This window comes from Microbacterium sp. PRC9, from assembly GCF_031844125.1.
Lineage (GTDB): Bacteria > Actinomycetota > Actinomycetes > Actinomycetales > Microbacteriaceae > Microbacterium.
Window position 1 is genome coordinate 259,477 of sequence record NZ_JAUZUR010000005.1, and the last position, 26,845, is coordinate 286,321.

The 26,845-nt window shown below is 70.6% G+C and carries 18 protein-coding genes; 12 read left to right on the forward strand and 6 right to left on the reverse strand.

The window, feature by feature from the left end; genetic code table 11:
* Positions 1-29: 29 nt before the first annotated feature.
* Positions 30-2,888 (forward strand): FAD-binding and (Fe-S)-binding domain-containing protein, encoded by a 2,859-nt coding sequence (locus tag Q9R33_RS12825; protein ID WP_311294018.1) that lies wholly within the window; start codon positions 30-32, stop codon positions 2,886-2,888.
* Positions 2,889-2,890: 2 nt separating this feature from the next.
* On the opposite strand, the gene Q9R33_RS12830 is transcribed toward Q9R33_RS12825, so the two are convergent.
* From Q9R33_RS12830 to Q9R33_RS12840, 3 genes are all read right to left on the reverse strand, one after another.
* On the reverse strand, positions 2,891-3,898 hold the full coding sequence (locus Q9R33_RS12830; protein WP_310249131.1) for a LacI family DNA-binding transcriptional regulator: 1,008 nt from the start codon (positions 3,896-3,898) through the stop codon (positions 2,891-2,893).
* A gap of 78 nt (positions 3,899-3,976) precedes the next feature.
* Positions 3,977-6,802, reverse strand: a complete 2,826-nt coding sequence (locus Q9R33_RS12835; protein WP_311294019.1) for a family 78 glycoside hydrolase catalytic domain — start codon at positions 6,800-6,802, stop codon at positions 3,977-3,979.
* A 55-nt stretch (positions 6,803-6,857) separates the two neighbouring features.
* On the reverse strand, positions 6,858-9,545 hold the full coding sequence (locus Q9R33_RS12840) for a family 78 glycoside hydrolase catalytic domain (RefSeq protein WP_311294020.1): 2,688 nt from the start codon (positions 9,543-9,545) through the stop codon (positions 6,858-6,860).
* A gap of 265 nt (positions 9,546-9,810) precedes the next feature.
* On the opposite strand from Q9R33_RS12840, the gene Q9R33_RS12845 reads away from it, so the two are divergent.
* From Q9R33_RS12845 to Q9R33_RS12855, 3 genes are all read left to right on the forward strand, one after another.
* Complete coding sequence (locus Q9R33_RS12845; RefSeq protein WP_056371831.1) at positions 9,811-11,133, forward strand: ABC transporter substrate-binding protein; 1,323 nt, start codon at positions 9,811-9,813, stop codon at positions 11,131-11,133.
* Positions 11,134-11,217: 84 nt separating this feature from the next.
* Positions 11,218-12,150, forward strand: a complete 933-nt coding sequence (locus Q9R33_RS12850) for a carbohydrate ABC transporter permease (RefSeq protein ID WP_056371833.1) — start codon at positions 11,218-11,220, stop codon at positions 12,148-12,150.
* 77 nt (positions 12,151-12,227) lie between these two features.
* Positions 12,228-13,064, forward strand: coding sequence for a carbohydrate ABC transporter permease (locus Q9R33_RS12855; RefSeq protein WP_310249389.1), 837 nt, complete (start codon positions 12,228-12,230; stop codon positions 13,062-13,064).
* Positions 13,065-13,076: 12 nt separating this feature from the next.
* On the opposite strand, the gene Q9R33_RS12860 is transcribed toward Q9R33_RS12855, so the two are convergent.
* The gene (locus tag Q9R33_RS12860) at positions 13,077-13,859 is read right to left on the reverse strand and encodes a nucleotidyltransferase domain-containing protein (RefSeq protein ID WP_311294022.1); all 783 of its coding nucleotides are present in this window, start codon (positions 13,857-13,859) and stop codon (positions 13,077-13,079) included.
* Positions 13,860-14,041: 182 nt separating this feature from the next.
* On the opposite strand from Q9R33_RS12860, the gene Q9R33_RS12865 reads away from it, so the two are divergent.
* From Q9R33_RS12865 to Q9R33_RS12890, 6 genes are all read left to right on the forward strand, one after another.
* Positions 14,042-14,437 carry an L-rhamnose mutarotase gene (locus Q9R33_RS12865; RefSeq protein WP_056371837.1) on the forward strand — a complete coding sequence of 132 codons (396 nt, stop codon included), beginning with the start codon at positions 14,042-14,044 and terminating at the stop codon, positions 14,435-14,437.
* Complete coding sequence (gene rhaI, locus Q9R33_RS12870) at positions 14,434-15,600, forward strand: L-rhamnose isomerase (RefSeq protein ID WP_056371839.1); 1,167 nt, start codon at positions 14,434-14,436, stop codon at positions 15,598-15,600. The genes Q9R33_RS12865 and rhaI overlap by 4 nt, the downstream gene beginning before the upstream one ends.
* 156 nt (positions 15,601-15,756) lie before the next feature.
* Positions 15,757-16,617 carry an alpha/beta hydrolase fold domain-containing protein gene (locus Q9R33_RS12875; protein WP_311294023.1) on the forward strand — a complete coding sequence of 287 codons (861 nt, stop codon included), beginning with the start codon at positions 15,757-15,759 and terminating at the stop codon, positions 16,615-16,617.
* 92 nt (positions 16,618-16,709) lie between these two features.
* Positions 16,710-18,746: a bifunctional aldolase/short-chain dehydrogenase gene (locus tag Q9R33_RS12880; protein ID WP_311294024.1), complete on the forward strand. Its 2,037-nt coding sequence runs from the start codon at positions 16,710-16,712 to the stop codon at positions 18,744-18,746.
* Entirely contained in the window at positions 18,743-20,197 is a 1,455-nt protein-coding gene (locus tag Q9R33_RS12885; RefSeq protein WP_311294025.1) for a rhamnulokinase family protein, read from the forward strand. Before Q9R33_RS12880 ends, Q9R33_RS12885 begins: the two co-directional genes overlap by 4 nt.
* Entirely contained in the window at positions 20,194-21,183 is a 990-nt protein-coding gene (locus Q9R33_RS12890; RefSeq protein ID WP_056371848.1) for a serine hydrolase, read from the forward strand. Before Q9R33_RS12885 ends, Q9R33_RS12890 begins: the two co-directional genes overlap by 4 nt.
* Positions 21,184-21,189: 6 nt before the next feature.
* Here the strand turns inward: Q9R33_RS12890 and Q9R33_RS12895 are convergent, their stop codons facing one another.
* Both Q9R33_RS12895 and Q9R33_RS12900 read right to left on the reverse strand, forming a co-directional pair.
* Positions 21,190-22,206: a LacI family DNA-binding transcriptional regulator gene (locus Q9R33_RS12895; protein WP_056371850.1), complete on the reverse strand. Its 1,017-nt coding sequence runs from the start codon at positions 22,204-22,206 to the stop codon at positions 21,190-21,192.
* A 134-nt stretch (positions 22,207-22,340) separates the two neighbouring features.
* Positions 22,341-24,860 carry a glycoside hydrolase family 3 C-terminal domain-containing protein gene (locus Q9R33_RS12900; protein ID WP_311294026.1) on the reverse strand — a complete coding sequence of 840 codons (2,520 nt, stop codon included), beginning with the start codon at positions 24,858-24,860 and terminating at the stop codon, positions 22,341-22,343.
* Positions 24,861-25,037: 177 nt separating this feature from the next.
* Here Q9R33_RS12900 and Q9R33_RS12905 point away from each other — a divergent pair, with 177 nt between their 5' ends.
* Positions 25,038-25,184 (forward strand): hypothetical protein, encoded by a 147-nt coding sequence (locus tag Q9R33_RS12905; RefSeq protein WP_200919532.1) that lies wholly within the window; start codon positions 25,038-25,040, stop codon positions 25,182-25,184.
* A gap of 49 nt (positions 25,185-25,233) precedes the next feature.
* Positions 25,234-26,841 (forward strand): DHA2 family efflux MFS transporter permease subunit, encoded by a 1,608-nt coding sequence (locus tag Q9R33_RS12910; protein ID WP_311294027.1) that lies wholly within the window; start codon positions 25,234-25,236, stop codon positions 26,839-26,841.
* The last annotated feature ends 4 nt before the right edge of the window (positions 26,842-26,845 follow it).

A 26,845-nucleotide genomic window follows, 5' to 3' on the forward strand; every position in this document is an offset into this window, starting at 1 on the left:
ATTGCAGTCTAGCTCAGCGAGGAGTTCCCATGGCAAGAAGCGCCGCCTCCGCGACCCTGCCCGCCGCCGACGTTGTGGACGCAATCGCGCACGCCGTCGGCGAGGCATCGCGCCTCAGGACCCGCGCCATCGACCGCGTCGCGTACGCGAGCGACGCCTCCCACTTCCTGCTCACCCCTGAGGCGGTGCTCGTCGCCGCCGACGCGGCCGAGGTCGGCCGCGTGATGCGCGAGGCCGGCCGCAGCGGGACGAGCCTCACGTTCCGCTCGGGCGGCACGAGCCTCTCGGGCCAGGCATCGACCGACCGGCTGCTCGTCGACGTGCGGCAGCGGTTCCGCCGCATCGACGTGCTCGACGGCGGGCGCCGCGTGCGCGTGCAGCCCGGCGCGACGGTGCGACAGGTCAATGCACGGCTCGCGCGGCACGGCTTCCGGCTCGGCCCCGACCCGGCGAGCGAGCTCGCCTGCACGATCGGCGGGGTCGTCAACAACAACTCCAGCGGCATGGCATGCGGCATCACCGAGAACACGTACCGGACGCTCGAGTCGCTCGTGCTCGTGCTGCCGTCGGGCACGGTCGTCGACTCGGGTGCGCCCGATGCCGACGCGGCACTCCGCGCCGCCGAGCCTGATCTGGTCGACGGCCTGATGCGGGTGCGCGAACGGGTGGTGTCGAACCCGCGGTCGGTCGAGGTCATCCGCCGGCAGTTCGCGATGAAGAACACGATGGGGTACGCCGTCAACGCGTTCCTCGACTTCGACACCCCGGCAGAGCTGCTCGCGCACCTCGTGGTCGGCAGCGAAGGGACGCTGGCGTTCGTCGCGGAGGCGACCTACCGCACGGTGCCGATCCTGCCGCGCATGGCGACGGCGCTGACGGTCTTCCCCGATCTCGCGGCCGCGACGCGCGCCCTCCCCGAGCTCGTCGCGACGGGGGCGGCGACGCTCGAGCTCATGGATGCGACGTCGCTCCGGGTCGGGCAGTCGCTCGCCGGAGCCCCCCGCGAGATCACGGGGCTCACGGTGCGCGACCAGGCGGCGCTCCTCATCGAGTTCCACGCGCACGACGACGACGAGCTCGCACAGCTCGTCGCGCGGGGCGCGCAGACCCTCGCGGGGCAGCCGCTCGAGGCCGCGGCATCCTTCTCGTCCGATCCGGTGGCGCGCGCCGCCGCGTGGAAGCTGCGCAAGGGCCTCTACGCCTCGGTCGCCGGTGCGCGCCCGAGCGGCACCACGGCACTGCTCGAGGATGTCGTCGTGCCCGTCGACCGCCTCGCGCCCACGTGCGCGACGCTGCAGACGCTGTTCGAGCGGTACGCCTACGACGACAGCGTCATCTTCGGGCACGCGAAGGACGGCAACATCCACTTCATGCTCACGGACCGCTTCGAGTCGGCCGATCAGCTCGCCCGCTACCGTGCGTTCACCGAGGACATGGTCGAGCTCGTGCTCGACGCCGGCGGCAACCTCAAGGCCGAGCACGGCACCGGCCGCGTCATGGCGCCGTACGTGCGCCGGCAGTACGGCGACGAGCTCTACGACGTCATGCGCGAGCTCAAGCGGCTGTGCGACCCGGCCGGGATCCTCAACCCGGGCGTCATCATCGACGCCGACCCCGAGGCGCATCTGCGCAACATCAAGCTCGCCGACCCGATCGAGGAGGAGGCCGACCGCTGCGTCGAGTGCGGCTACTGCGAGCCGGTGTGCCCGAGCCGCGACCTCACCCTCACGCCGCGCCAGCGGATCGTGACGCGGCGCGCGATCGCCCGGGCCGAGGCATCCGGCGATCACGCGCTCGTGCGCGAGCTGGAACGCGACTACGACTACGCGGGCGTGGACACCTGCGCCGTCGACGGCATGTGCCAGACCGCGTGCCCCGTGCTGATCAACACGGGGACCCTCGTGAAGCGCCTGCGCCGCGAGGACGCCGGCCCGGCGGCGAACGCGGCGTGGAAGGGCGCCGCGCACGCGTGGGCAGGGGCGACCCGGGTCGCGAGCCTCGGCCTCACGGTGGCCGACCGCCTTCCGGCCCGCGCTGTCGGCGCCGTCACCGACCTCGGCCGCGCCGTGCTCGGCGCAGACACCGTGCCGCGCTACTCGGACGACCTGCCCCGCGGCGGACGCGCGCGCTCACGCCTCGGCGCCGGCGTCGGCACGGGCGACGAAGCGCCGGTCGCGGTCTTCCTCCCCGCCTGCGTCAACGCGATGTTCGGCGCCGCGGGCGACGGGGTCGGGGTGACCGAGGCGTTCCGCCGGCTCGCCGAACGCGCGGGCGTCCGGCTCGCGGTGCCGGACGGCGTCGACGCGCTGTGCTGCAGCACACCCTGGACCTCGAAGGGTCACGCGGGCGGGCGCGAGGTGATGGCCCGCCGGGTCGCCGCGTCGATCACGGACGCGTCGCACGGCGGCGAACTCACGATCGTGACGGATGCCTCGAGCTGCACCGAGGGCTTCATCCACCTGCTCGCCGATGCCGGCGTCGACGCCCGTGTCGAAGACGCCGTCGCCTTCGCCGAGCGCGTGCTGCTCCCCCGATTGGGCGAGGTGGCGCCGCTCGTCGGCTCGCTGGCGCTGCACCCCACGTGCTCGTCGACGCAGCTCGGCCTGGACCCCGCCCTGCGCCGCGTGGCCGAAGCCGTCGCCACCGAGGTGGTCGTGCCGGACGCGTGGTCGTGCTGCGGCTTCGCCGGAGACCGCGGGATGCTGCATCCCGAGCTCACCGCGTCCGCCACGGCCGCCGAGGCCGCCGAGGTGCGGGCCCTGGGCGCCGACGCGCACGCGTCGTGCAACCGCACGTGCGAGCTGGGCATGACGCGCGCGACGGGAGCCGACTACCGTCACGTGCTCGAGCTGCTCGAGGAGGCGACCCGGCCGACCTCGGCCCGGTGAGGTCAGCCGGCCGTGGACTCCCGCACCACCAGCTCGGGCTGGAAGCGCACGGTGCGCGCGTGGTCGCCGTCGGGCTCTTCGAGGTCCTTGAGGAGCAGGTCGACGGCGGTGTACCCGATGAGGTGCGCCGGCTGGCGGATCGAGCTCAGCGGCACGACGGTCGCCGACGCGAAGTCGATGTCGTCGTAGCCGATGAGCGCGATGTCGCGCGGCACCTGCAGATCGGCCATGAGCGTGAACGCCTGCAGCGCGCCGACGGCGAGCAGGTCGTTCGCGGCGAACACGGCGTCCGGCCGGTCTGCCGCGGCGCGTCCGCGGAGGAGCTCTCCCGCTTCACGCCCCTGCAGCACCGACAGCGCCGACATCTCCACGACTTCGAGGGTCGCCCCCTCCACCTCGGCGACGGCGCGACGCGCGCCCTCGAGCCGGTCCGCCACCTGGCGGATCGTGCGAGGACCGCCGATGAAGGCGATGCGCCGGCGCCCGGTCGACAGGAGGTGTGAGACCGCGAGGTACCCGCCCTCGACGTCGTCGACCGAGACCGAGCCGAACACCCTCGCGGAGTCCTCGTGGTCGACGAGCACCACGGGCACCCCGCCGGCGTGCAGCCGCGCGAGTCCGGCGAGGTCGCCGGCGACAGGCGTGACGAGCACGCCGTTCACCCGCTGCTCGCGGAAGAGATCGAGGTAGGCGTCCTCGCGGTCGGAGCGCTCATCGCTGTTGCCGAGCAGCACGCTCATCCCGGCCTCGGCGGCGCGGTCCTCGGCCCCGCGGGCGACCTCGGCGAAGAACGGGTTGCCCGCGTCGAGCACGATCAGGGCGATGCTGCGGCTGCGCCCGGCTCTGAGCTGCCGGGCCGCGTCGTTGCGGACGAACCCCAGCTCCTCGATCGCCTGCGTCACCCGCTCGACGGTGGCGGGCGACACCTTCTCGGGTCGATTGAGCACGTTCGAGACCGTGCCGACGGAAACGGATGCCGCAGCCGCGACATCGCGCACGCTCACCACCATGACGCTCCCAGTGTTCAGATCCGCTTCCCGCGATTGTAGGGCACGGGGCAAGCGGTCTCCCCCGCGCCACGTCCGGCCTCAGGCATCGGCCGTCGCCCCCTCGCGCTGCGCCGACAGCGCGGCGAGCGCCGCGGCGATCTCCTGCTGCGTCTCGGGGCCGGCGTGCATGAACAGCGCCTCCCCGAGTTCGCGGGCCTCCGACCATTTCGTGTGCGTGCGGAAGCCGTGCGCGGCGTCGGGGCTCGAGGCCTCGAGCACCTGTCCGATGGCCTCGTAGGCCTCGAGGTCGTCGATGACGGCGGCGAGGGTCGAGTCCAGGCCGATCCGCGAGGCGGCGGCCGCCGGCGCGGTGTCGGCGACCTCCCACTCGTGGGTTCCCGAGCCGACCTCGAACTCACGCCCGTCGGGCAGCACGACGACGGCTGTCGTGTTCGGCGGCACCGTGGCCTCGACGCGGATGACGCCGCCCTGGCGCGACCAGCCCGCACGCGCGGTGCCGTACGGCGTGAGGTGCTCGGCCCACGCGTGGTCGAACTCGGCGAGCGGGCGCGGCTGGATGCGGATCCGCTCGTATCCCGGCGCGTCGGGCGCGAGGCCCGCGACGACGCGATGCAGCCAGTCGCCGACCGCGCCGAGCGCGTAGTGGTTGAACGACGTCATCTCACCCGGGTTGATCGATCCGTCGGGCAGCATCGAGTCCCACCGCTCCCAGATGGTGGTCGCCCCCATGGTGACCGGGTACAGCCACGACGGGTTCTCCGTCTGCACCAGCAGGCGGCGTGCGGTCTCGAGGTTGCCGGTGCGCGTGAGGGCGTCCTGGATGATCGGCGTGCCGACGAAGCCGGTGCTGATGCGGTAGCCCGACAGGCGCGTGAGCTCGGCGAGCCGGGCGCCGAGCACCTCCTGCTGGTCGGCGGGGACGATGTCGAAGACGATCGCCATCGCGTACGCGGTCTGCGCGTCCGACATCATGCGCCCGGCGGGCGTCACGTACTCCGCGAGGAACGCGGCGCGCACCTCCTCCGCGATCTGCGCGTACTCCCGGGCCTCGTCGTCTTTGCCGAGGAGCGCGGCGGCGCGGGCCACGGCGTCCGCCGAACGGAAGAGATAGGCCGACGCCACGATGTCGGCATCGGTCTTCGCGTTCGCGGGCAGGTGCGGCGGCGCGTCGGGGTCGAGCCAGTCGCCGAACTGGAACATGCCCTCCCACAGCCGGCGCGGGCCGGCCAGCCCGATGAGCACGTCCGCCCAGCCCTTCATGCTGGGGTACTGGCGCTCGACCGTGGCGACGTCGGCGTAGCGCTCGTGAAGCACCCACGGCACGATCGTGGCGGCATCGCCCCACGCCGCGGCGGGGCGGGCGACGCCGAGCGCGTTCGGCACGACGAACGGCACCACGCCGTCGACCTGCTCGAGGGCGAGGTCGCGCAGCCACGAGTCGAGGAAACCGCGCACGTCGTAGAGGAACGACGCCGTCGGCGCGAATACCTGGATGTCGCCCGTCCAGCCGAGACGCTCATCGCGCTGCGGGCAGTCGGTCGGGAGGTACAGGAAGTTGCCGCGCAGGCCCCACACGATGTTCTCGTGCAGCTGGTTGACGAGGGGATGGGATGCCTCGAACCAGCCCGTGCGCTCCATGTCGCTGTGGATGACGACCGCGGTGACGGCGGAGGGGTCGAACTCGCCCGGCCAGCCGTCGATCTCGGCGTAGCGGAAGCCGTGGAACGTGAACTCCGGCTCCCACTCCTCTGCGCCCTGGCCGGACAGCGTGTAGTGGTCGGTCGCGGCGGCGGCGCGCAGCGGCCGCGTGCCGAGCTCGCCGTGCTCGAGCACCTCGGCGTGCCGCAGCGTGATCACCGTGCCCGCGGGACCTGAGACCCGGATCCGGAGGCGGCCGACCAGGTTCTGCCCGAAGTCGAGGACGGTCCTGCCGCTCGGGGTGGTGATGACCTCGCGCACCGCGAGGTCTTCGACGCGTCGTACGAACGGCGACACCCGCGCCTCGGGCGTGCGCAGTGCGTCGAGCTCGGCGACGGGCGCCCAGCTGTCGGCCGCGTACCCCGCCTCGGCGAAACCCCGACCGTCGCGGTCGACGAGGGCGAGCCGGGCGTCGTGGTCCTCGCCCGCGTAGAGCCCGCTCGCCGTGAGGGGTCCGGTGGACGCCCGCCACGAGGCATCCGTGACGATCCATTCGCTCGACCCATCGGCGTACTCGATGAGCAGCTGACCCGCGAAGCGCGGCTGGTCGGCGTAGAGGGGACGCGCGTTCTCGCGGAACCCGAAGCTCTCCGTCGCCCACGCGCCGGCCAGGCGCACGCCGATGGCGTTGCGGCCCTCCGCGACGAGAGCGGTGACGTCGGTGGTCTCGTGGATGGTGCGGTGCGCATAGGGCGTCCAGCCGGGCTTCATCACCTGGTCGTCGACGTCGACGCCGTCGATCGCCACCTGGTACACGCCCAGTGCCGTCGCGTAGAGCGTGGCGCGTGCCACCGGGCCGGTCACGCCGAACTCCGTCCGCAGGTACGCGGGCTGGGCATTCGCGGCGGGCGCGGCGAGGCCGATCGTCACGGCCTGCCACTCCCCCTCGGCGAGGAACCCGGCGACGACGCGCCGCGGCTCGCTCCAGTCGCCGAGGGCGCCGTCGACGCCCGTGACCCGCACGCGCAGCGAGGCCTCCTCGCGCGCAGCGAGCGGGGCGAACGGCCACGCGATCCTTGTCGACGCGCGGCCGTCGACACGGTGCGACGACACCTCGCCGGCACGCGTGACCTCGACCTCGGCCCCTGCCTGCAGCCACCCGGGGATGTCGGTCTCGGTGCGCCAGCCGATCTCGGGGGTCGATGAGGCGACGACGTCGCTGCGGTACGGCGCGTCGATGACGATGTGGGGAACGGGGCTGCTCATGGCACTCCTCGGGTGTGTGGTCTGGGGGTGGGGAAAGGTCTGACGGATGCCGCGATCAGGCCGGGACGACGGCGCCGGGCGTCGCGACGGCGGGCGCGGTGACCGTGATGCGATGCGTGCCGTGACCGAGCTCGGTGGGTGCAGGAGCGCCGTCGACGGTCGTCGCCGAGCCCGCGGTGACCGGGAGGTCGAGCACGGCGCGCGAGCCGAAGGGCACCTCGAGGGTGGCTTCGAACACGTCGCCGTCGACCCGCCAGTCGATCGCGAGACGCCCCTGCGGGGTCTGGATCGACGCCGAGGCGTGCTCGAGCCCCACGGCCGGGCGCGGAGCCACGTGCACGGTTCGGTACCCCGGGTCGTCGGCATCGGGGGCGAGGCCCGCCACCGTGCGGTAGACCCAGTCGATCATCGCGCCGTACGCGTAGTGGTTGAACGAGAGCATGCCGGTCTCGTCCTCGGAGGCGTCCTCGGTGGGCAGGGCGTCCATGGCGCCGGAGTGGATGCTGCCGTCGGGGAGGATCGCGTCCCACCGCTCCCACACCGTCGTCGCACCACGGTCGACCTGGTAGAGCCACGACGGGGCGTCACGGCGCAGCAGCATGAGATACGCCTCGTCGAGGTGGCCCGAGTTCGACAGCGCGAAGAGCACGAGGGGCGTGCCGAGGAAGCCGGTCGCGATGCGGCCGTTCTCGCGGCGCACGTTCTCGGCGAGCGCGTCCGCGATCTCGGCGCGGCGCTCTGCGGGCGCCAGGGCGAACTCGAGGGCGATCGCCGCACCGCTCTGCGTGAGGATCGCCTCCTCGCCCCAGCGTGCGAACGTCGCGGCTCCGACGCGGTCGGCGAGGGCCTCGTAGTCGTCGGCGCTGTCGGCGTCGCCGAGGATGCGCTCGGCCCGGGCGAGCAGGCGCGCCGACCACGAGTAGAACGCATTCGACACGAAGTCGCTCGAGACCTTGGCCTCCCAGGGCCGCTCGCCGGGGGCGTCGGGGTCGAGCCAGTCGCCGAACTGGAAGTCGCCGCCCGGCAGCACGACGCCGTCGCCCGCGCGGCGGCGCAGGTGCTCCACCCAGCGCCGCATGCTGCTGCGCTGACGCGCGAGCACCTCCGTCGAGCCGTAGGACTCGTAGACCGCGAGCGGCACGATGGTGGCGGCATCCGCCCATCCGGCACGGCCCATGTTCTCGGTGGGCACGCCGCCCATGAGCATGTCCTGCGGGCGGATGATGTCGGGCACGACCGCGGGCACCCCGCCGGAGTCGGTCTGGTCGATCTCCAGGTCGCGCAGCCACGACATCCAGAACGACTCGGTGTCCATGAGGGTGTTCGCCGTCGCTGCGAACGCCTGCGCGTCGCCGGTCCAGCCGAGCCGCTCGTCGCGCTGCGGGCAGTCGGTGGGCACCGACACGAAGTTGTCACGCTGCGACCAGAAGACGTTCGAGTGGAACCGGTCGAGCGCCTCGTGCGACGACGCGAAGGTGCTCCGCGGCGCGAGGTCGCTCGAGATCGCGACCGCCGTCGCCGAGACGACCTCGGCACCCTCGACGTCGGCGTAGCGGAAGCCGTGGAACGTGAACGCGGGCTCGAGCGTGTGCTCGCCGTCGCGGTCGAGCATGTAGACGTCGGTGGCCTTGGCCGACCGCAGCGCCTTGACGTGCAGGTCGCCCGACGGCTCGAGCACCTCGGCGTGGCGGACCGTGACGACATCGCCCGCGCGGCCGCGCACCACGAGGCGCACCCAGCCCGACAGGTTCTGCCCGCCGTCCAGGCGCGTACGTCCGTCGTGGGGCGTCGGCGCCATCGGCAGCTCCGCCACCACCCGCACCGGCGGCGCCGAGCGGGGTTCGAATCGCGTCGCGTCGAAGGCGACGACGGATGCTGCGACCCAGCCGTCGCCCGCGAACCCGGGCTCGTGCACGGCGGGGTCGTCGAGGCGCAGGTCGGTGACGGTGCCGTCGTAGATGCTGGCGCTGCGGAGAGGTCCGGATCCGGTCTGCCACGAGGCATCCGTCTTCGCCACGATCTCGCCGTCGGCCTCCAGCTGCGCCAGCGCCCCGGTGCGGTCGCCGTAGATCGCCTGGCGCCGCGCGAACCCGAAGCTGCCGCGGTACCAGCCGTCGGCGACGGCGAGGACGATCACGTTCGCGCCCGCACGCAGCAGGGAGGTGACGTCGATCGTGTCGACGAGGATGCGCTCCTGGTACGACGTCCACCCCGGTGTGAGGAGGGCGTCGGTCGCGCGGACGCCGTTGATCCACGCATCGACGAGACCGAGTGCGGACAGGCGCAGCCGAGCGGTCGTCGGCGCTCCGTCGAGCACGAACTCGGTGCGCAGCAGCGGCACGGGCCCGTCGGGCGGGGTGTCGGCGCCGATGACGGATGCCTCGAGCCCCGGTCCGTCGACGCCGGCTTCGACGACCAGCGGCTCGCTCCACGCACTCCAGCCGCGCGGCGTCGCGACGCGCACCGAAAAGGCACGACGCTCGCGGGCGGCGAGTTCGACCGGGATAGCGATGCCGACCGTCCGGGCGTCGGCGACCGGCTCCGCAATCGTGGGTTCGGCTCCCTCAGAGCCTTCGGCGATCTGATAGCCGACGAGACGGGCATCCGAATCGTCGCTCTCGGTGCGCCAGCTCAGGCGCAGCCCGGTGCGCGGGACGCCGAGCAGTCCGGGGCCGTGCTGGGAGCGGAGCCCGACGATCCGAACGGCGTCGTCGACTGCGGTGGGAGAGGGAAGAGCCGTCATGGCTGGGTCCTTTCGGAGGTCGGCCGCGTCGCCGACCCGCTCCACAATCGTGAAACGATTCATGGTTCTTGTCAATCGAAGTGTAGACCGTTACACGATCGTGACGGATCAGTTCTGATCCCACTGTTGACCCCATGCCGGAACGGACGTACCTTACGAGGGTTGAATGGTTTCAATGCCACCAGGGCAGCGACCCTCTCAACGCAGCACCAGGGATTCCGGCAGCGTGGGCGGACCATCCGCTCGGCTTTACAAGGAGGTAAAGATGAAGAGCTCTTCGACCCGGAGAGTGCTCCTCGCGAGTGCGGGCATCGTGGCACTCGCCGTGCCGCTGGCCGCGTGCAGCGGCGGTGGCGGTTCCGATGACGGCAAGGTGGAGATCAGCTATCTCACCCAGAGCGACGACGCCAACACCAACCAGGCGAAGGCGCTGATCGCGGCGTTCGAGAAGGCCAACCCCGACATCACGGTGAAGCTCGAGACGCAGCCGGGCGGCACCGAGGGCGACAACCTGATGAAGACGAAGCTGTCGACCGACTCGATGAACGATGTCTTCCACTACAACTCGGGCTCGCTGCTGCAGGCGCTGAACCCCGACCAGACGCTCGTGAACCTGAGCGACGAGGACTGGGTCAGCGGCCTGACCGACGACTTCAAGGCGGTCGTGTCGACCGACAACGGCCTGTACGGCGCCCCATGGGGCACCTCGTTCGCCGGCGCCGTGCTCTACAACAAGAAGGTCTACGAGCAGCTCGGCCTCGAGATCCCGACCACCTGGGACGAGTTCATCGCCAACAGCGAGAAGATCAAGGCCGAGGGCGGCGGCGTCGCCCCGATCCTGCAGTCGTTCGGTGACACCTGGACCAGCCAGCTGTTCGTGCTCGGCGACTTCGCGAACGTGTCGGCGGTCAACCCCGACTGGGCCGAGGAGTACACCGCCAACGACCCGAACGCGAAGTACGTCGAGGAGCCGGCTCTCGCCGGATTCACGCACGGCGCAGAGGTCTTCGAGAAGGGCCTCCTTAACGAGGACTTCCCCTCGATGACGAACGCGCAGGCGATGGCCGCGCTGGCGACCGGCGCCGGGGCGCAGTACCCGATGCTGTCGGCGACGATCTCGGCGGTGCAGCAGGACTACCCCGACAACGTCAACGACATCGGCGTGTTCGCACTGCCGGCCGCGGACGCCGCTGACACGTCGATCACGATGTGGCAGCCGAACGCGATCTACATCGCGAAGTCCACCGAGGGCGACAAGCTCGAGGCCGCCAAGAAGTTCGTGGCGTTCGCGAACTCGGACGAGGGCTGCCAGGTGCAGAACGAGGGCGGCTCGATCGCCGGCCCGTACGTCACCAGTGCCTGCACGCTGCCCGATGACGTGCCCGACCTGGTGAACGACATCCAGGCGTACTTCGACTCCGGCAAGACCGGCTCCGCGCTCGAGTTCCTCTCCCCGATCAAGGGACCGAACCTCGAGAACATCACGGTCGCCGTCGGCTCCGGCATCACCGGCGCCGAAGACGGTGCCGCGCAGTACGACGAGGACGTGAAGAAGCAGGCCCAGCAGCTCGGCCTCGAGGGCTGGTGAACCGCATCCGGATCCGCTGAGATCAGGTAACACAGGGGCCGGCGGCGGCACGCCGCCGGCCCCTCTTCACAAAGGAGTGATCAAATGACGACCGCAGTAGCACCGACCGGCGCGGCACCGCCCGCCACCCGATCGGGCAAGACCGACCCGAAGCGCAAGGGCATCCGCAGCCCGTACCCGACCTGGTTCTACATCCCCGCCGCCGTGCTGTTCATCGTGTTCTTCGCGGTGCCCACGTTCGCGTCCTTCTACTTCTCGCTGACGCGCTGGACGCTGTTCGACGTCCAGTTCATCGGCTTCGACAACTTCGTGCAGTTCTTCCAGGAGCCCCAGCTGGTCCAGGGCTTCATCAACACCTTCATCTACGGCTTCGTGACCTCGGCCGCGAAGGTCGTGCTGGGCCTCGCGCTGGCGCTGCTGCTGACCGGCCCGATCCTCGGCCGCGGCTACCTCCGCGCCGTGGTGTTCTTCCCGGTGCTGGTCTCCACGATCGGCGTCGGCCTCACCTTCAAGGCGCTGCTCGACCCGTTCCACGGCGTCGTGAACAACATCCTCGGCTTCTTCAACCTGCCCGAGCCCGGCTGGTACACCGACCCGAACCTCGCCCTGCTCACCGTCGCCGGCGTCGACATCTGGAAGGGCGTCGGCATCGCCACCCTCATCTTCATGGCCGGCATCGTCGCCATCCCGCACGAGTATTTCGAAGCGGCGCGCATGGACGGCGCCGGAGCGTGGTCGATCTTCCGCAACATCACCCTGCCGCTCGTCCGCCCCGCGACCGCGACCGTCATCATCCTGTCCCTCATCGGCGGTCTCCGCGAGTTCGCCATGATCTGGGCGATGACCAAGGGCGGCCCCGGCTTCTCGAGCGACGTGATCGCGTCGGTCATCTACAAGCAGTACCAGGCCGGCTTCTTCGGCCTGTCCACCGCAGGCAACGTCATCCTCTTCCTGGTGGTCACCGCCGTCATGGTGCCGGTGTCCTGGCTCCTGAACAGAAGGGAGGCGGAGCTGTGACCGTCACCGAGAGAATCACCACCGCCGACGCCCCCAAGCTCCGCGGCGGCCGCCGTCCCAAGGAGGACCGCCGCCCGATGACGGCGCGCCGCTGGATTCGCAAGTACCTCGTCGGGATCATCGCGATCATCGTGTCGGTCGTGGTCTTCATCCTGCCGTTCGTCTTCGTCTTCCTGCAGTCCTCGAAGACCTCGCAGGAAGCCGGACTTGTCGAGTTCAGCCTGCCGACGGAGTGGCTGTTCTGGGACAACCTCGTCGAGGTGCTGCAGAAGAACGACTACCAGGTGCTGTGGGCCTTCCTCTGGACCACGATCATCACCGTCTTCAGCTGCGCCATCATGGTGGTGTTCGCCGCAATGGTCGGCTACGTGCTGCAGCGCAAGCGCTCCCGCTGGAACCCGGTCATCAACTTCATGGTGCTCGCCGCGCTCATCGTGCCGCCGGCCGTCGTGCCCACGATCTGGGTGCTCCAGGGCATCGGGCTGTTCAAGACCATCCCGGGCATGATCCTGATCGAGGCCACGTTCGGACTCGCGTTCTGCGTCCTGCTGTTCCGCGCGTTCGTCGCCACAATCCCCAAGGAGCTGGACGAGGCCGCCATCATCGACGGTGCGGGACCCATGCGGCTGTTCTTCGCGGTCGTGCTCCCGCTGCTCAAGCCGGTCATCGTCACCGTGATCGTGGTGCAGGCGGTCTTCGTCTTCAGCGACTTCCAGAACCCGCTGTACTTCCTGCCGGGCAACGACTACCCCACGGTGCAGCTCGGTCTCTACAACTTCCAGAGCCAGACCGTCAGCCAGTTCAACCTGCTGTTCATGTACATCCTGCTGACGACCATCCCGCCGCTGATCATGTACATCTTCTTCAACCGGCAGATCGTCGCGGGCATGACCAGCGGAGCGGTCAAGGGGTGATGCGTGGTGGCTTCACCAGAACTCCGCGGGGACGCTCCCCCGGAGCCAGGCGAGTTCGTTGTCGCGGATGAACGTCGACAGCGCCTCGTCGGGGGTGAGGCCGTCCCCGACCCACTCGTCGAGGATGCGCATCAGCTCGCCCGCGGCATCGATGCCGGGCTCGTCGACGACCTGACTCCACACCTCGACGAAGCCGGCGGGCGTCGGAACGGCATTGACCAGCTTCGAGATGTACTTGGGGCCCGGAAGCATCACGCGGTTCGCCGCGAGCGCCGCGCGCGCGGCGGCCAGCGCCAGGTGGAGTCCGGCGTGGCGGCGGAGGAATCCGTCGCCACGCTCGACAGCCTGACGCAGGAAGTAGCCGCCGTACAGGTGGGCCTGCGCGACGAACGAGCGAACGCGGTCGTCCCACACCTCATCCGGAAGCTCGACGATGCGGGCGATCGTCTCGTCGAGCCCCGGCAGCACGCTCCAGGCCACCCTCGCGCCGAGGAAGGACGCCCGCGTCGGATCGTCGGCCTTCTCGACGGCCGTGGCGAGATACGACGGGCTCACGAGCTTGATGTCGATGTACGAGCCCGGGTAGTCGAGCTCCTTCCGGTCGATCCACGCGAACCGGCCCTGCGCGGTCTCGGCGGCGAAGCGGTCGTCGTCGACGACGAGGTACACGTCGACGTCGGAGTCCTCACGCTCCCTGCCCTGCGCGACCGACCCCACGAGCACCACGCCCAGCGCGCCGGGCTGCTCCCGCACCAACTCCACGTAGGCGGCCAGCGCCCTCTCCTGATGCTCCATCCGTGCTCCCTCGCGTCGAATCGGCTCTCACGCTATCGACACACGGCCGTCTACGTCGTACGATTCAGCGGAAAGCGCTCTCCCACTTGCGGAAAGCACGCTCGCCGTTTATCTTTGAAACGATTCACTGCTCCGGCGGTGTCGCAGCCGACATCGCCGCCCACCCGAGAGGCGTCCGACCCATGACCAGCGCGACCGCGACGAAGCGCGTCTGCTTCCAGCTGACGGTGCGACCCGATTTGCTGGACGAGTACATCGCCCGCCACACGCCGGTGTGGCCCGAGATGCTCGCCGAGATCGCCGCCTCGGGTCGCCGCAACTACTCGCTCTTCCTGGGCGAAGGCGGGCGCCTGATCGGCTACTACGAGACCGACGACGACGAGGCCGCACAGGCCTACCTCGCCGGTTCCGAGGTCGCCGCTCGCTGGGAGGCCGAGATGGGCCGGTTCTTCGTCGGCCTCGAGGGCCGCCCCGACCAGGCCGCGACACCCCTCACCGAAGTCTTCAACCTCCACGACCAACTGACCGCGGCGCAGGCCGCGGTCGCCGAATCCGAGAACGAGAGCACCGCATCATGACGACGCTGTCACCCGACATCCTGTCCGCACTCGAAGGCCAGGGCATCGAGCTGCCCAGCTGGGCGTTCGGCAACTCCGGCACGCGCTTCCGCGTGTTCACGACGCCCGGCACGCCCCGCGACCCCTACGAGAAGATCGCGGATGCCGCGCAGGTCAACGCGTACACGAAGCTCGCGCCGAGCGTGGCCCTGCACATCCCGTGGGACAAGGTGGACGACTACTCGGACCTCCGCCGCCACGCGGAGGACCTCGGCGTCGAGCTCGGCACCATCAACTCGAACACGTTCCAGGACGAGGACTACAAGTTCGGGGCGCTCACGCACCACGACGACCGCATCCGGAACAAGGCGATCGACCACCACCTCGAGTGCATCGACATCATGGATGCCACCGGCTCGCGCGACCTCAAGATCTGGCTCGCCGAGGGCTCGAACTACCCGGGGCAGGCCGACATCCGCGCCCGCCAGGACCGCCTGCAGGACTCGCTGCAGAAGATCTACGACCGCCTGAACGACGAACAGCGTCTCGTGCTCGAGTACAAGTTCTTCGAGCCGGCGTTCTACCACACCGACGTCCCGGACTGGGGCACCTCCTACGCCCAGGTCGTCTCGCTCGGCGACAAGGCGATGGTCTGCCTCGACACCGGCCACCACGCGCCGGGCACCAACATCGAGTTCATCGTCATGCAGCTGCTGCGCCTCGGCAAGCTCGGCTCGTTCGACTTCAACTCGCGCTTCTACGCCGACGACGACCTCATCGTGGGCGCGGCCGACCCGTTCCAGCTGTTCCGCATCATCTTCGAGGTGGTGCGCGGCGGAGGTCTCAACAACCCCGACGTGGCCTTCATGCTCGACCAGTGCCACAACGTCGAAGACAAGATCCCCGGCCAGATCCGCTCGGTGCTCAACGTCCAGGAGATGACCGCCCGCGCCCTCCTCGTCGACCGCGACGCCCTCGCGGCCGCGCAGCAGGCGAACGACGTGCTCGCCGCGAACGCCGTCTTCATGGACGCCTTCTACACCGACGTGCGTCCGGCCCTCGCCGAGTGGCGCGAGTCGCGCGGACTCGCGGCCGACCCGATGGCCGCGTACGCGGCATCCGGCTACCAGCAGCAGATCGCCGCAGACCGCGTCGGCGGCACGCAGGCCGGCTGGGGCGCCTGACCCGCCGGCTGCGCCCAGACCCACCGGGGGCGTGGGATGCCGATCCCCGCGCCCCCGGTGCACCACCAGATCGGCCGCTCCGCAGTCAGAAACTGCGAAGCCGCACGATCCGAAGCCGCAGAAAGTGACTGCGGAACAACGATGTGAAGGACCGACATGAGCGAGCCCTACTCCGCCGCCGACGGACTGGTGCGCGTCTACCCCGCGCGAGAGCCGAACGGCACCGGACTGGTGTGGGCGCACGGCGGCGGCTTCGCCCTCGGCGACCTCGACATGCCCGAGTCCGATTGGGTGGCGTCTCAGCTCGCCGCGCGGGGCACGACGGTCGTGTCGGTCGACTACCGCCTCGCACCGGTTCCGGACGGATGGACGACGGATGCTGCGGGCCGGCCGCCCGGCGGGCACCATTACCCCGCGGCATCCGATGACATCCTCACGGCGTGGTCGTGGCTCGCCGAGAATGCCGGCCGCCTGCGCGTCGATCGCGACCGCATCGCCATCGGCGGCACGAGCGCCGGCGGCAACCTCGCCGCAGGTGCGACGCTGCGCCTCATCGAACGGCGCGCGGCGCTCCCCGCGCTCGTGCTACTCGCGTACCCGACGCTGCTGGCCGTGCAGCCGGCGCCCGACGCCGCGCTGCGGGCCGCGCTCGACGCTCAGCCCGGGGCCGACCGCTTCGGCGCCGACGTGGTGCGCGCCATGTACGAGAACTACCTCGGCGGCTCCGTCGAGCGCGCCCCGCTCGGCGCCATCCCCGGCCTCGCGCGCCCCGTCGACCTGGTGCAGTTCCCGCCGACCCTCATCGTCAACGGCGACGTCGACGAGCTCCGCGTCTCGGGCGAGGCGTTCGCCGCGTCCCTGCGCGCCGCCGGCTGTCCGGTCGACGTCGTGACCGAGCCCGGCACCGAGCACGGCCATCTGAACCGTCCGCACGAGGCCGCAGCATCCGTCACCATCGGGCGCTTCGCAACCCGCCTCGCCGCCCTCCCCGCTTCGATTCCCGCCGCCCACCTCTAGCCCCCCTGTTCCGCAGTCAGCTTCTGCCAATTCAATCCGCCCGCGAACCGCACAAACCGACTGCGGAGCAGCAAGAACTCGAAGGACACGACATGACCAACTCGGCCGTCTCCGACCTCATCTCCCGGTCGAACCGCCTCGGCGCCGACCCGAAGAACACGAACTACGCCGGCGGCAACACGTCGGCGAAGGGCACCGAGACCGACCCGGTCACCGGTGAGCCCGTCGAGCTGCTGTGGGTGAAGGGCTCGGGCGGCGACCTCGGCACGCTCAAGGAGTCCGGCCTCGCGGTGCTGCGCCTGGACCGCATGCGCGCCCTCGTCGACGTCTACCCCGGGGTCGACCGCGAGGACGAGATGGTCGCCGCGTTCGATTACTGCCTGCACGGCAGGGGCGGCGCGGCGCCGTCGATCGACACCGCCATGCACGGCCTCGTCGACGCGGCGCACGTCGACCACCTGCACCCCGACTCGGGCATCGCCATCGCGACCGCCGCGGACGGCGAGGAGCTGACCGCGAAGATCTTCGGCGACAAGGTGGTGTGGGTGCCGTGGCGTCGCCCTGGGTTCCAGCTGGGTCTGGACATCGCGGCGATCAAGGAGCAGAACCCGCAGGCGATCGGCACGATCCTCGGCGGCCATGGCATCACGGCCTGGGGCGACACGTCGGACGAGGCCGAGCAGAACTCGCTCTGGATCATCGAGACCGCGCAGGCGTACATCGACGCCAACGGCAAGGCCGACCCGTTCGGCGGCGTCCGCGCCGGCTTCGAGGCCCTCCCCGAGGCCGAGCGCCGCGCGAAGGCCGCCGCTCTCGCCGCGACGATCCGCGGTCTCGCGTCGACCGACAAGCCCATGGTCGGCCACTTCACCGACGCCGCCGTCGTCACCGACTTCCTCGCGTCCGACCGCGCCCCCGAGCTCGCCGCGCTCGGCACCAGCTGCCCCGACCACTTCCTGCGCACCAAGGTCAAGCCGCTCATCCTCGACCTCCCGGCCGACGCGTCGGTCGAGGACTCGATCGCTCGCCTGAAGGAGCTGCACGAGGAGTACCGCGCCGACTACCAGGCGTACTACGACGCGCACGCGACCGCAGACTCCCCCGCCATCCGCGGCGCAGACCCCCTCATCGTCCTCATCCCCGGCGTGGGCATGTTCTCGTACGGTGCGAACAAGCAGACCGCCCGCGTCGCCGGCGAGTTCTACGTCAACGCGATCAACGTGATGCGCGGCGCCGAGGCGCTGTCGACGTACTCGCCGATCTCCGACGCCGAGAAGTTCCGCATCGAGTACTGGGCCCTCGAAGAGGCGAAGCTGCAGCGCATGCCGAAGCCCAAGACCCACCAGGGCCGTATCGCGCTCGTCACGGGTGCGGCCTCCGGCATCGGCAAGGCCATCGCCGTCCGCCTGGCGGCCGAGGGGGCATGCGTGGTCGTCGCCGACCTCGACCTCGAGAAGGCGCAGGCCGCCGCGGCCGAGCTCGGCAACACCGACGTCGCCATCGGCGTCGCCGCGAACGTCGCCGACGCCGACCAGATCCAGGCCGCGTTCGACGCCGCCGTGCTCGCGTTCGGCGGTGTCGACCTCGTCGTCAACAACGCCGGGCTGTCGCTGTCGAAGCCGCTGCTGGAGACCACCGAGAAGGACTGGGACCTGCAGCACGACGTCATGGCCAAGGGCTCGTTCCTGGTCTCGAAGGCCGCGGCGAAGATCCTCATCGAGCAGAAGCTCGGCGGCGACGTCATCTACATCTCGTCGAAGAACTCCGTCTTCGCCGGCCCGAACAACATCGCGTACTCGGCGACCAAGGCCGACCAGGCCCACCAGGTGCGCCTCCTCGCGGTCGAGCTCGGCGAGCACGGCGTGCGCGTCAACGGCATCAACCCCGACGGCGTCGTGCGCGGCTCCGGCATCTTCGCCGCCGGCTGGGGCGCCAACCGCGCCGCGACCTACGGCGTCAAGGAAGAGGACCTCGGTCAGTTCTACGCGAACCGCACCATCCTCAAGCGCGAGGTCGTCCCCGAGAACGTCGCCGACGCGGTCTACGTCCTCACCGGCCCCGAGCTCAGCCGCACCACGGGCCTCCACATCCCCGTCGACTCCGGCGTCGCCGCCGCCTTCCTGCGATGACGGATTCGATCTCGACCGACGCCGCCGCGCGCCCGCGTGGCGGCGTCGTCGCCGCCGTCGATCTCGGTGCGACCAGCGGACGCGTGATGCTCGGCTACGTGGACGACGGGATGCTGCGGCTCGAGCAGGTCTCGCGCTTCCCGAACGGTCCGGTGCCCGGGGCCGACGATTCCCTGCACTGGGACTTCTCGGCGCTGTACCGGCACATCGTCGACGGCCTCGCCGAGGCGCTGCGTCGCGAGAGCGGCATCGCCAGCATCGGCATCGACTCGTGGGCCGTCGACTACGGCCTGGTGAACGGCGAGGAGCTGCTCGGCGAGCCGTTCCACTATCGCGATGAGCGCACCGCGCGCGGCGTCGAGATGGTGCACGCACGGGTGCCGTTCGACGAGCTCTACCGTCGCAACGGACTGCAGTTCCTGCCGTTCAACACGCTGTACCAGTACGTGGTCGAGTCGATGCTCCAGGACGCGAGCTCTGCGCTGCTCGTTCCCGACCTCGTCGCGTTCCTGCTCACCGGCGCGCGCGTCGCCGAGCGCACCAACGCGTCCACCACCGGGCTGGTCGACGTGAACACCGGCGCGTGGGACCTCGAACTGGCCGCGAAGCTGGGGATTCCAGCATCCGTGCTTCCGGCCCTCGTCGATCCTGGCGCCCCTCTCGGCACCCTGCACGGCGAAGCCCGCGAGCGCGTGGGCGCGGCCCTCGAGGTGATCGCGGTCGGCTCGCACGACACCGCCTCAGCCGTCGTCGCGGTGCCGCTCAGCACCCCCGACGCGGCCTACATCTCGTGCGGCACGTGGGGCCTGGTCGGCGTCGAACTCGACGAGCCCGTCGTGAGCGACGCGGCCCGCGAGGCGAACTTCACGAACGAGGGCGGCGTCGACGGACGCGTGCGCTTCCTCCACAACGTGACGGGCCTCTGGCTGCTGAGCGAGGCCGTGCGCACCTGGGAGGCCGAGGACGGCGCGGCGATGGACCTTCCGGAATTGCTGGATGCCGCGGCATCCGTGTCCGGTGACATCGCGCTGTTCGACGCCAACGACCCGCGGCTGTCGGCTCCGGGCGACATGCCCGCGCGCATCGCGGCGGTGCTCGGCGAGAGGGGTGCGTCGGTGCCGACGACCCGCGCGGCGTTCGCCCGCACGATCGTCGAGAGCATCGCCCAGGCGTTCGCGGACGCGCTCGCGACGGCGGCCCGGCTCTCGGGCCGGAACATCGACGTGATCCACATCGTCGGCGGCGGCGCCCTCAACAGGCTCCTGTGCCAGGCGACCGCCGACCGGTCGGGTCTTCCGGTGCTCGCCGGTCCGGTCGAGGCGACAGCGCTCGGCAATGTGCTCGTGCAGGCGCGCGCGCACGGCTGGTTCGGCCCCGACGCGACCCTCGAGGACCTGCGGCGCGTGGTGGCGGCATCCGTGTCTCCCGAACGGTACGAGCCCCGCTCGTGACCGGCTACGGCGCCGCGTTCGACTGGGCGCGACGGCACGTGGCGGCGGGGCGCCTGCCCAGCGCGGTCGTGGGCATCGCGACCGCCGACGGCGTCGTCGCGCTCGACGCGTTCGGCGCGACGGACGGACGGACGGCACAGGTCGAGGATCCGTACTGGCTGTTCTCGATCACCAAGGTGCTCACCGGCCTCACCGCCGCACGCGCGATCGAGCGCGGCCTGCTCACCACCGAGACGCCGCTCAGCGCGGCGCTGCCCGCGTTCGGAGCCGGCCGCGACGACGTCGTGCGCCTCCGCCACCTGGCAAGCCACACCTCAGGCATCCGCGAACCCACGCTCGACCCCGCCGAGGGGCTGCGCGCCGCGCTGCTCGCGCCGGGCCGCGACTTCGCCGCCGGCAACGCCTCGCGCTATTCGACGGTGGCGTTCGACGGCATCGCCGAGCTCGTGCGACACACCACCGGGCGGACGTGGGATGCCGATGTCACGGAGTGGGCCGCCGCGCTCGGCGCGACCGGGCTCACGCTCGACCCGGCCGTCGAGCCGCACACGGTCGTCGACGCCGAGCGTCTGGGCCTGGACATGCGCGGATTCGCGAGCCACCGTAACCCCGGTGCGGGCATGATCGGCACGGCGGGCGATCTCCTCGCGCTCGGCTCGGCGCTGCTGCGCATCGGGCAGGGCGAGGCCGGCGGCGTCGTGCAGCCGGCGACCCTCGCGATGATGCGCCGCCCGCTCACCGCAGACATCCCGCGCCTCGAGCCGTACCCCGCCGAGCGCGGGCAGGACTGGGGCTTCACGTGGAACCTGCGCACGCGCGCCCCGGGCCTCATCGACCGCGATGTGTACGGCCACGGCGGATGGGCAGGCACCGAGTTCTGGGTGCATCCGAGCGCGGGCGTCGCCTTCGTGCTGCTCACCAACCAGGCCGAGCGGCCGGGCGTCGATCTCGACGAGCTCGACAACGCGGTGGTCGCGGCGCGCTGATCCCTCTCAGCTCGAAGGAGCGCGCGTGGAGGTGCGCACCTTCAGCTCGATCTCGAAGATCTCGTGCATCGCTTCCGTGCGCCCGGCGATGCGCTCCAGCAGCATCTCGACGGCACGCGCGCCCATCGCTTCACCAGGCTGGTGCACGGTCGTGAGCCCGAGCGCAGGGTGAGAGGCCATGGGAACGTCGTCGTACCCGACCACGGCGAGCGGCACCCCCGCCTCCTTCGCGGCGCGCATCGCGCCGAAGGCGAGTTCGTCGTGGGCCGCGAACACGGCGGTGGCCGTCGTCCCGTCCGCGAGCATGCGGCGAACGACGTCCGAGGACGGCCCCTCGCCCTCGTCGGTGCGCCAGACCGCAGTGTGCTCGCCGAGCCCGGCGGCCGCCATGGCCGCCTCGTACTCGCGCAGGCGCACGCCGTGCGGGAACGGCTCGAAGGCGCCGGATTCGTGCAGGGTGAGGTGCGCGATCCGGCGGTGGCCGAGATCGAGCAGGTGCCGCATCGCGGCACGCGCCCCCGCGGCGTCGTCGCCGGCGACGACGTCATACCGGTCGGAGGTGTCGTGGCGCCCGAACATGACGACGGGAACGGAACCGGAGATCCGCTCCAGCCCTGCTTCGTCGACGCGCGGCGACACCGCGATGACGCCGTCCACCTGACGGTCCACCAGCGCCTCGAGCGCCCGCAGGCCCTCGCGCGACCCGGCTTCGGCGGGAGCGATGATGAGCTGGTACGGCGTTCCTTCGAGGGCGCTCGTGGCACCGCGTGCGATCCGCGCGAAGAAGTGGTTGGCCAGATCCGGAAGCTCGATGCCGAGCGTGTACGTGCGTCCGCGCATCGCCCGTGCCGCGATCCGCGGACGGTAGTTCAGCTCGGTCATCGCGGCCGTCACCCGCTCGCGCATCCCGTCGCTCACGCCGTAGGCGTTGCGCAGCACCTTCGACACGGCGGCACGAGAGACGCCGGCCGTCCGCGCGACGTCCTCGATCGTCGCGTGGCGCGGGGAGGGGGCATCCGTCATTCTTCTCCTCGTCGGTGCAGACCTGCAGGGCAAACGTACCCCGGTGCGCCCGGGAAAGCGTCGTCCGCCCCGTGGCGGCACCACGGGGCGGACGGTGGTCCGGGGGCGACCCAGGGAGTGCCGCCCCCGGGGTCTCAGCGCAGGTCCTTGCGGTTCACCTGGACGATCTCGCTGACGTTCCCGCTGTGGTCGGTGACGCGGAACGAGACGGTGCTCTTCGCGTCGACCTGCAGCGGTCCCGTGTACGGAGCCCATGCCGAGGCATCCTGCTTGTTCTTCTGGGTCGAGTACTCGATCAGCGCGACGCCGCTCAGTTCGTCCGACGCTGCGACCACGACCTTCTGGCTGCCGTCGACCATGATCGAGGTGATCTTCGGCGCGACACGGTCGACGAACACGTCCTGCGTGAGCGGCAGGTCGCGCGACGACGATCCGACGGCGAAGGTGTACTCGCCGTCCAGCACGGTCCACTTATCGGCGTCCACATCCCAGATCGAGAAGGGCTGGTTGCTCGCCGTCGAGTCGACGACGACCTCGACCCGGGTGCTCGCACCCGCCGCGAGTTCGACGCGGTCGAAGCCGACGAGCCGCTTGCCGGGCTCCTCGGCCGCGTCGGGCAGCGTCAGGTAGACCTGCGGGATCTCCGCGCCGGCGCGGGCGCCGGCGTTGGTCACCGTGAACGACACCTTCGACAGCACGTCACCGGTCGCCGGGTCGTCCACGTGGTCGACCGCCAGGTCGCTGTACGCGAAGGACGTGTACGACAGGCCGTGCCCGAACTCGAACAGCGGCTCGATGCCCTGCGCGTCGTACCACTTGTAGCCGACCTGGAGACCCTCGGTGTAGTTCACCTGGCGTGCCTCGGTCGACCCGGCGGGCCGGGTCGTCGACCCGTTGGAGAAGATGCCGGGGTAGCGTGCCGGGTCGTTTCCGGTCGGCGTGTCTGTCACCGACTTGGGGAAGGTCATCGGCAGCTTGCCCGACGGGTTGACGTCGCCCCAGAGAAGCGCCGCCAGGGCGGGGCCCATCTGCTCACCGGCGAACCAGTTGCTGAACACCGCGTCGACGTCGTCGATCCACGGCATCTCGACCGCGGTTCCGCTGTTGAGGACCACCACGGTGTCGTCGTTCGCCGCGGCGACAGCCTGCACGAGCGCGTCACCGTTCGAGTCGAGGCGGAGGTCCGCCGTATCGGCGAACTCGCCCGTGCGGATGTAGCCGAAGACGATGGCGACGTCGGCCTGGGCAGCGGTCGCGGCGACCGAGGCGAGGTCGGCGCCGTTGTTGTACACGACGCTTCCGCCCGCGGCCTGGACGCGCTGTGTGATCGCCGTGAGCGGATCGACGACGTTGGCGCAGTTGAGCACGCCGCCCGCACCGAATCCGCCGGCCGAGCACGCCTGCGCGGAGCTGATGCCGCCCGTCGGCGTCTTCGAGGCCGTCGGACCGACGACCGCGACGGTCAGGGGTCCGTCGTCGAGGGGCAGGATGCCGTCGTCGTTCTTCAGCAGCACGGCACTCTCCTCGGCGAGCTCGCGCGCCAGGGCGCGGGAGTCGTCCGTCGCGGTGACGGGCTTCGCGGTCGCGGGGAGCGGGTGATCGAACAGCCCCTCCTTGATGTAGGTGCGCACGACCCGGAACGCGGCCTCGTCGATGCGCTGCTGGGTGATCTGCCCCGCCGCCAGAGCCGCGTCCAGGCGAGCCGGCGTGAACCAGATCGGGCGGTTGAGCTCCTGGTCGAGGCCGGCCATGAGCGACGGACCGGTCGAGTGGACCGAGCCGAAGTCGCTCATGACGTAGCCGTCGAAGCCCATCTTGTCGCGCAGGCTCGTCGTGAGGATGTCGTTCTCGCACGACCAGATGCCGTTGATCTGGTTGTACGAGCACATCAGGCTGTCGGGGTCGCTCTCCTTAATCGCGATCTCGTACGGCAGGTCGTACACCTGCCGGAACGTGCGCTCGTCGATGTTCGAGGAGCTGTTGTTGCGGTCGAGCTCCTGCTCGTTCGCGACGTAGTGCTTGAGGTTGGCGATGACCGGCTTGTCGGGGCTGCTGCCGTCCTCGATGCCGCGGACGTTCGCGGCGCCCATGAGGCCGGAGAGCAGTGCATCCTCGCCGAAGTACTCCGCATTGCGCCCCGAGAGCGGGGTGCGGCCGCTGGCGACGCCCGGGCCGAGGATGACGTTGCTGCGGTTGTCGAACGCCTCGTCCGCGTGGATCGCGCCCTTCTGCTCATTGAGCTCGAGGTTCCAGGAGGCGGCGATGGCGATGGGCCCCGGCCATGCGGTGGTGCCCGCCTTGCCGTGTGCGCCCTCGGCACCGTTGGAGTAGATGACGGTGGGTGTGCAGTCCACCTGCACGGGGTAGACGACGCCGCCCGACCAGGTCGTCTGCTGCGGGCTGTTCGCGGGCTGCTCCACGAGCCAGCGGTACTTCTGGTGCTGCGTGCTGGCGGCCAGCAGCGCCTCAGCCCGCTGGTCGGCCGACTTCGAGGTGTCCATCCAGGGGACGGTGGCGCAGTCGGCGGCTGCAGCGGGTGCCGCGAACGCGACATTTCCCCCCGCGGCGATCAGTGCGGCGCCGAGCAGGAGCGCCGTGGTACGTCGGCGCGCGCGCGGATTTCGCGCGAGGTTGGTGGATTGAGGCGACATCATTGTGCTTTTCCTCTCCCTTGAGGTCGATCCGTAGATCGCTCTACGTTGTGTAGACCGCTCTACGGTGACACGTTTCATCATCGAACGTCAAGGAAACTTTCCGCAGATTCCGAAGTTGCCTCCGGGCCTCCGTCAAGCCCCGGGCGGCAGCATCCGTCCCGCGCTAGCGTGACCGCCATGGACGAACGGCGAACCGACGACCGAGCCCCTGAAGGCGACAGCCCGCTGGGCGGCGACAAGACCACCGAGGAACAGCTCGAGGCCGACAACCCCGTCGAGGAGGAGACGCTCGAGACGCTGGACCCCGACAGCCCTCCCGCCTGAGGGTGGGGAAGGTCTGGATCGAGGTGATATCGCTAGATAAGCTAGCGATATGACCTCGGGTTCACGCCGCCGCTGGGCGGGGCTGGTGTTCATCAGCGTCGCCGTCGCGCTCATCATCGTCGACTCCACCATCGTCAACGTCGCGATCCCCGCCATCGTCGACGATCTGGGAATCACGTCCAGCGAGGTGCAGTGGGTTCAGGAGGCGTACACCCTCGTCTTCGCGTCACTGCTGCTCGTCTTCGGCGCGCTCGCCGACCGATGGGGACGACGACGGATGCTGCTCATCGGCGTGGTCATCTTCACCCTCGCCTCCGTCGGGGCCGCGCTGGCGACGACGGGCGGACTCCTGATCGGCGCGCGCTTCATCCAGGGCGTCGGCGGCGCCATGATGCTCCCCACGACGCTGTCGCTGCTCAACGCGACGTTCCGGGGCCGCGAGCGGGCCGTCGCCTTCGCGGTCTGGGGCTCGACGATCGGCGGTATGGCCGCGGTCGGCCCGCTGCTCGGCGGCTGGCTGACGACCGAGTTCTCCTGGCACTGGGCGTTCCTCATCAACGTGCCGCTCGGGATCGCCATCGTGGTCGGTGTGCTGCTGACCGTGGACGAATCGCGCGGCGATGCCGTGTCGATCGACCTCTTCGGCGCGCTGCTGTCGGTGATCACCGTCGGAGCCCTCGTCTTCGGGCTGATCGAAGGACGCACCTACGGCTGGCTCACCGCCGAGAAGGAACTGACGATCGGCGGATGGACCTGGCCATGGGACATCTCCCCCGTCGCCGTGGCGTTCGCCATCGCCGCCCTGGGCGTCGTGTCGTTCACCTGGTGGGGGCTTCATCGCCGCCGGGCCGGCAAGCCGACGGTCATCGCGTTCGGGCTCTTCCGCATCCCCTCGTTCCGCAACGGCAACATCGCCGCGATGGTGGTCTCGCTCGGCGAGTTCGGGCTGATCCTCGCCCTCCCGCTCTGGCTGCAGTTCGTGCTCGGGTTCGAGGCCGTCCAGACCGGCCTGATCCTCCTCGCCCTCGCGATCGGCTCCTTCGCCGCGAGCGGACTGGCCGGGGCCCTGAGCGGACGCGTGGCACCGGTGTGGATCGTGCGCGTCGGCATCGTGGCCGAGATCATCGGCATCGCAGCGGTCGGCTTCGTCATCGCGCCGGACGCCTCGTGGGTGCCGCTGATCCCCGCACTCTTCGTGTACGGATTCGGCGTCGGGCTCGCCACAGCGCAGCTCACGGGCGTGGTGCTCGCCGACGTCCCGACCGCCGAGGGCGGCCAGGCCTCGGGAACCCAGTCGACGGCACGCCAGCTCGGGGCGGCGCTCGGCATCGCCATCCTCGGCACGATCCTCTTCTCCACGACCTCCGCGGTGCTCACGGCGAAGCTCGACGACCGCGGGATCCCCGCCGAGCAGCGCGACCAGGTCGTCTCGGCCGTGGTCGACAGCGCCGGCGGCGCGATCGCGGGCCTCGCCGAATCGCCTCAGACAGAGCAGTTCGCCGACGACGCGAAGGCCGCGTTCTCGGAAGGCACGAAGTACGCCAGCTTCGCCGCCGCGGGCTTCCTCGCGGTGGGCCTCTTGGCCACGCTCTCGCTCGGCAGCGGCAGACCGCGCGACGAGGAGCGCATCGAGGTCGAAGCCGCCGAACCGGCCTGAGCCG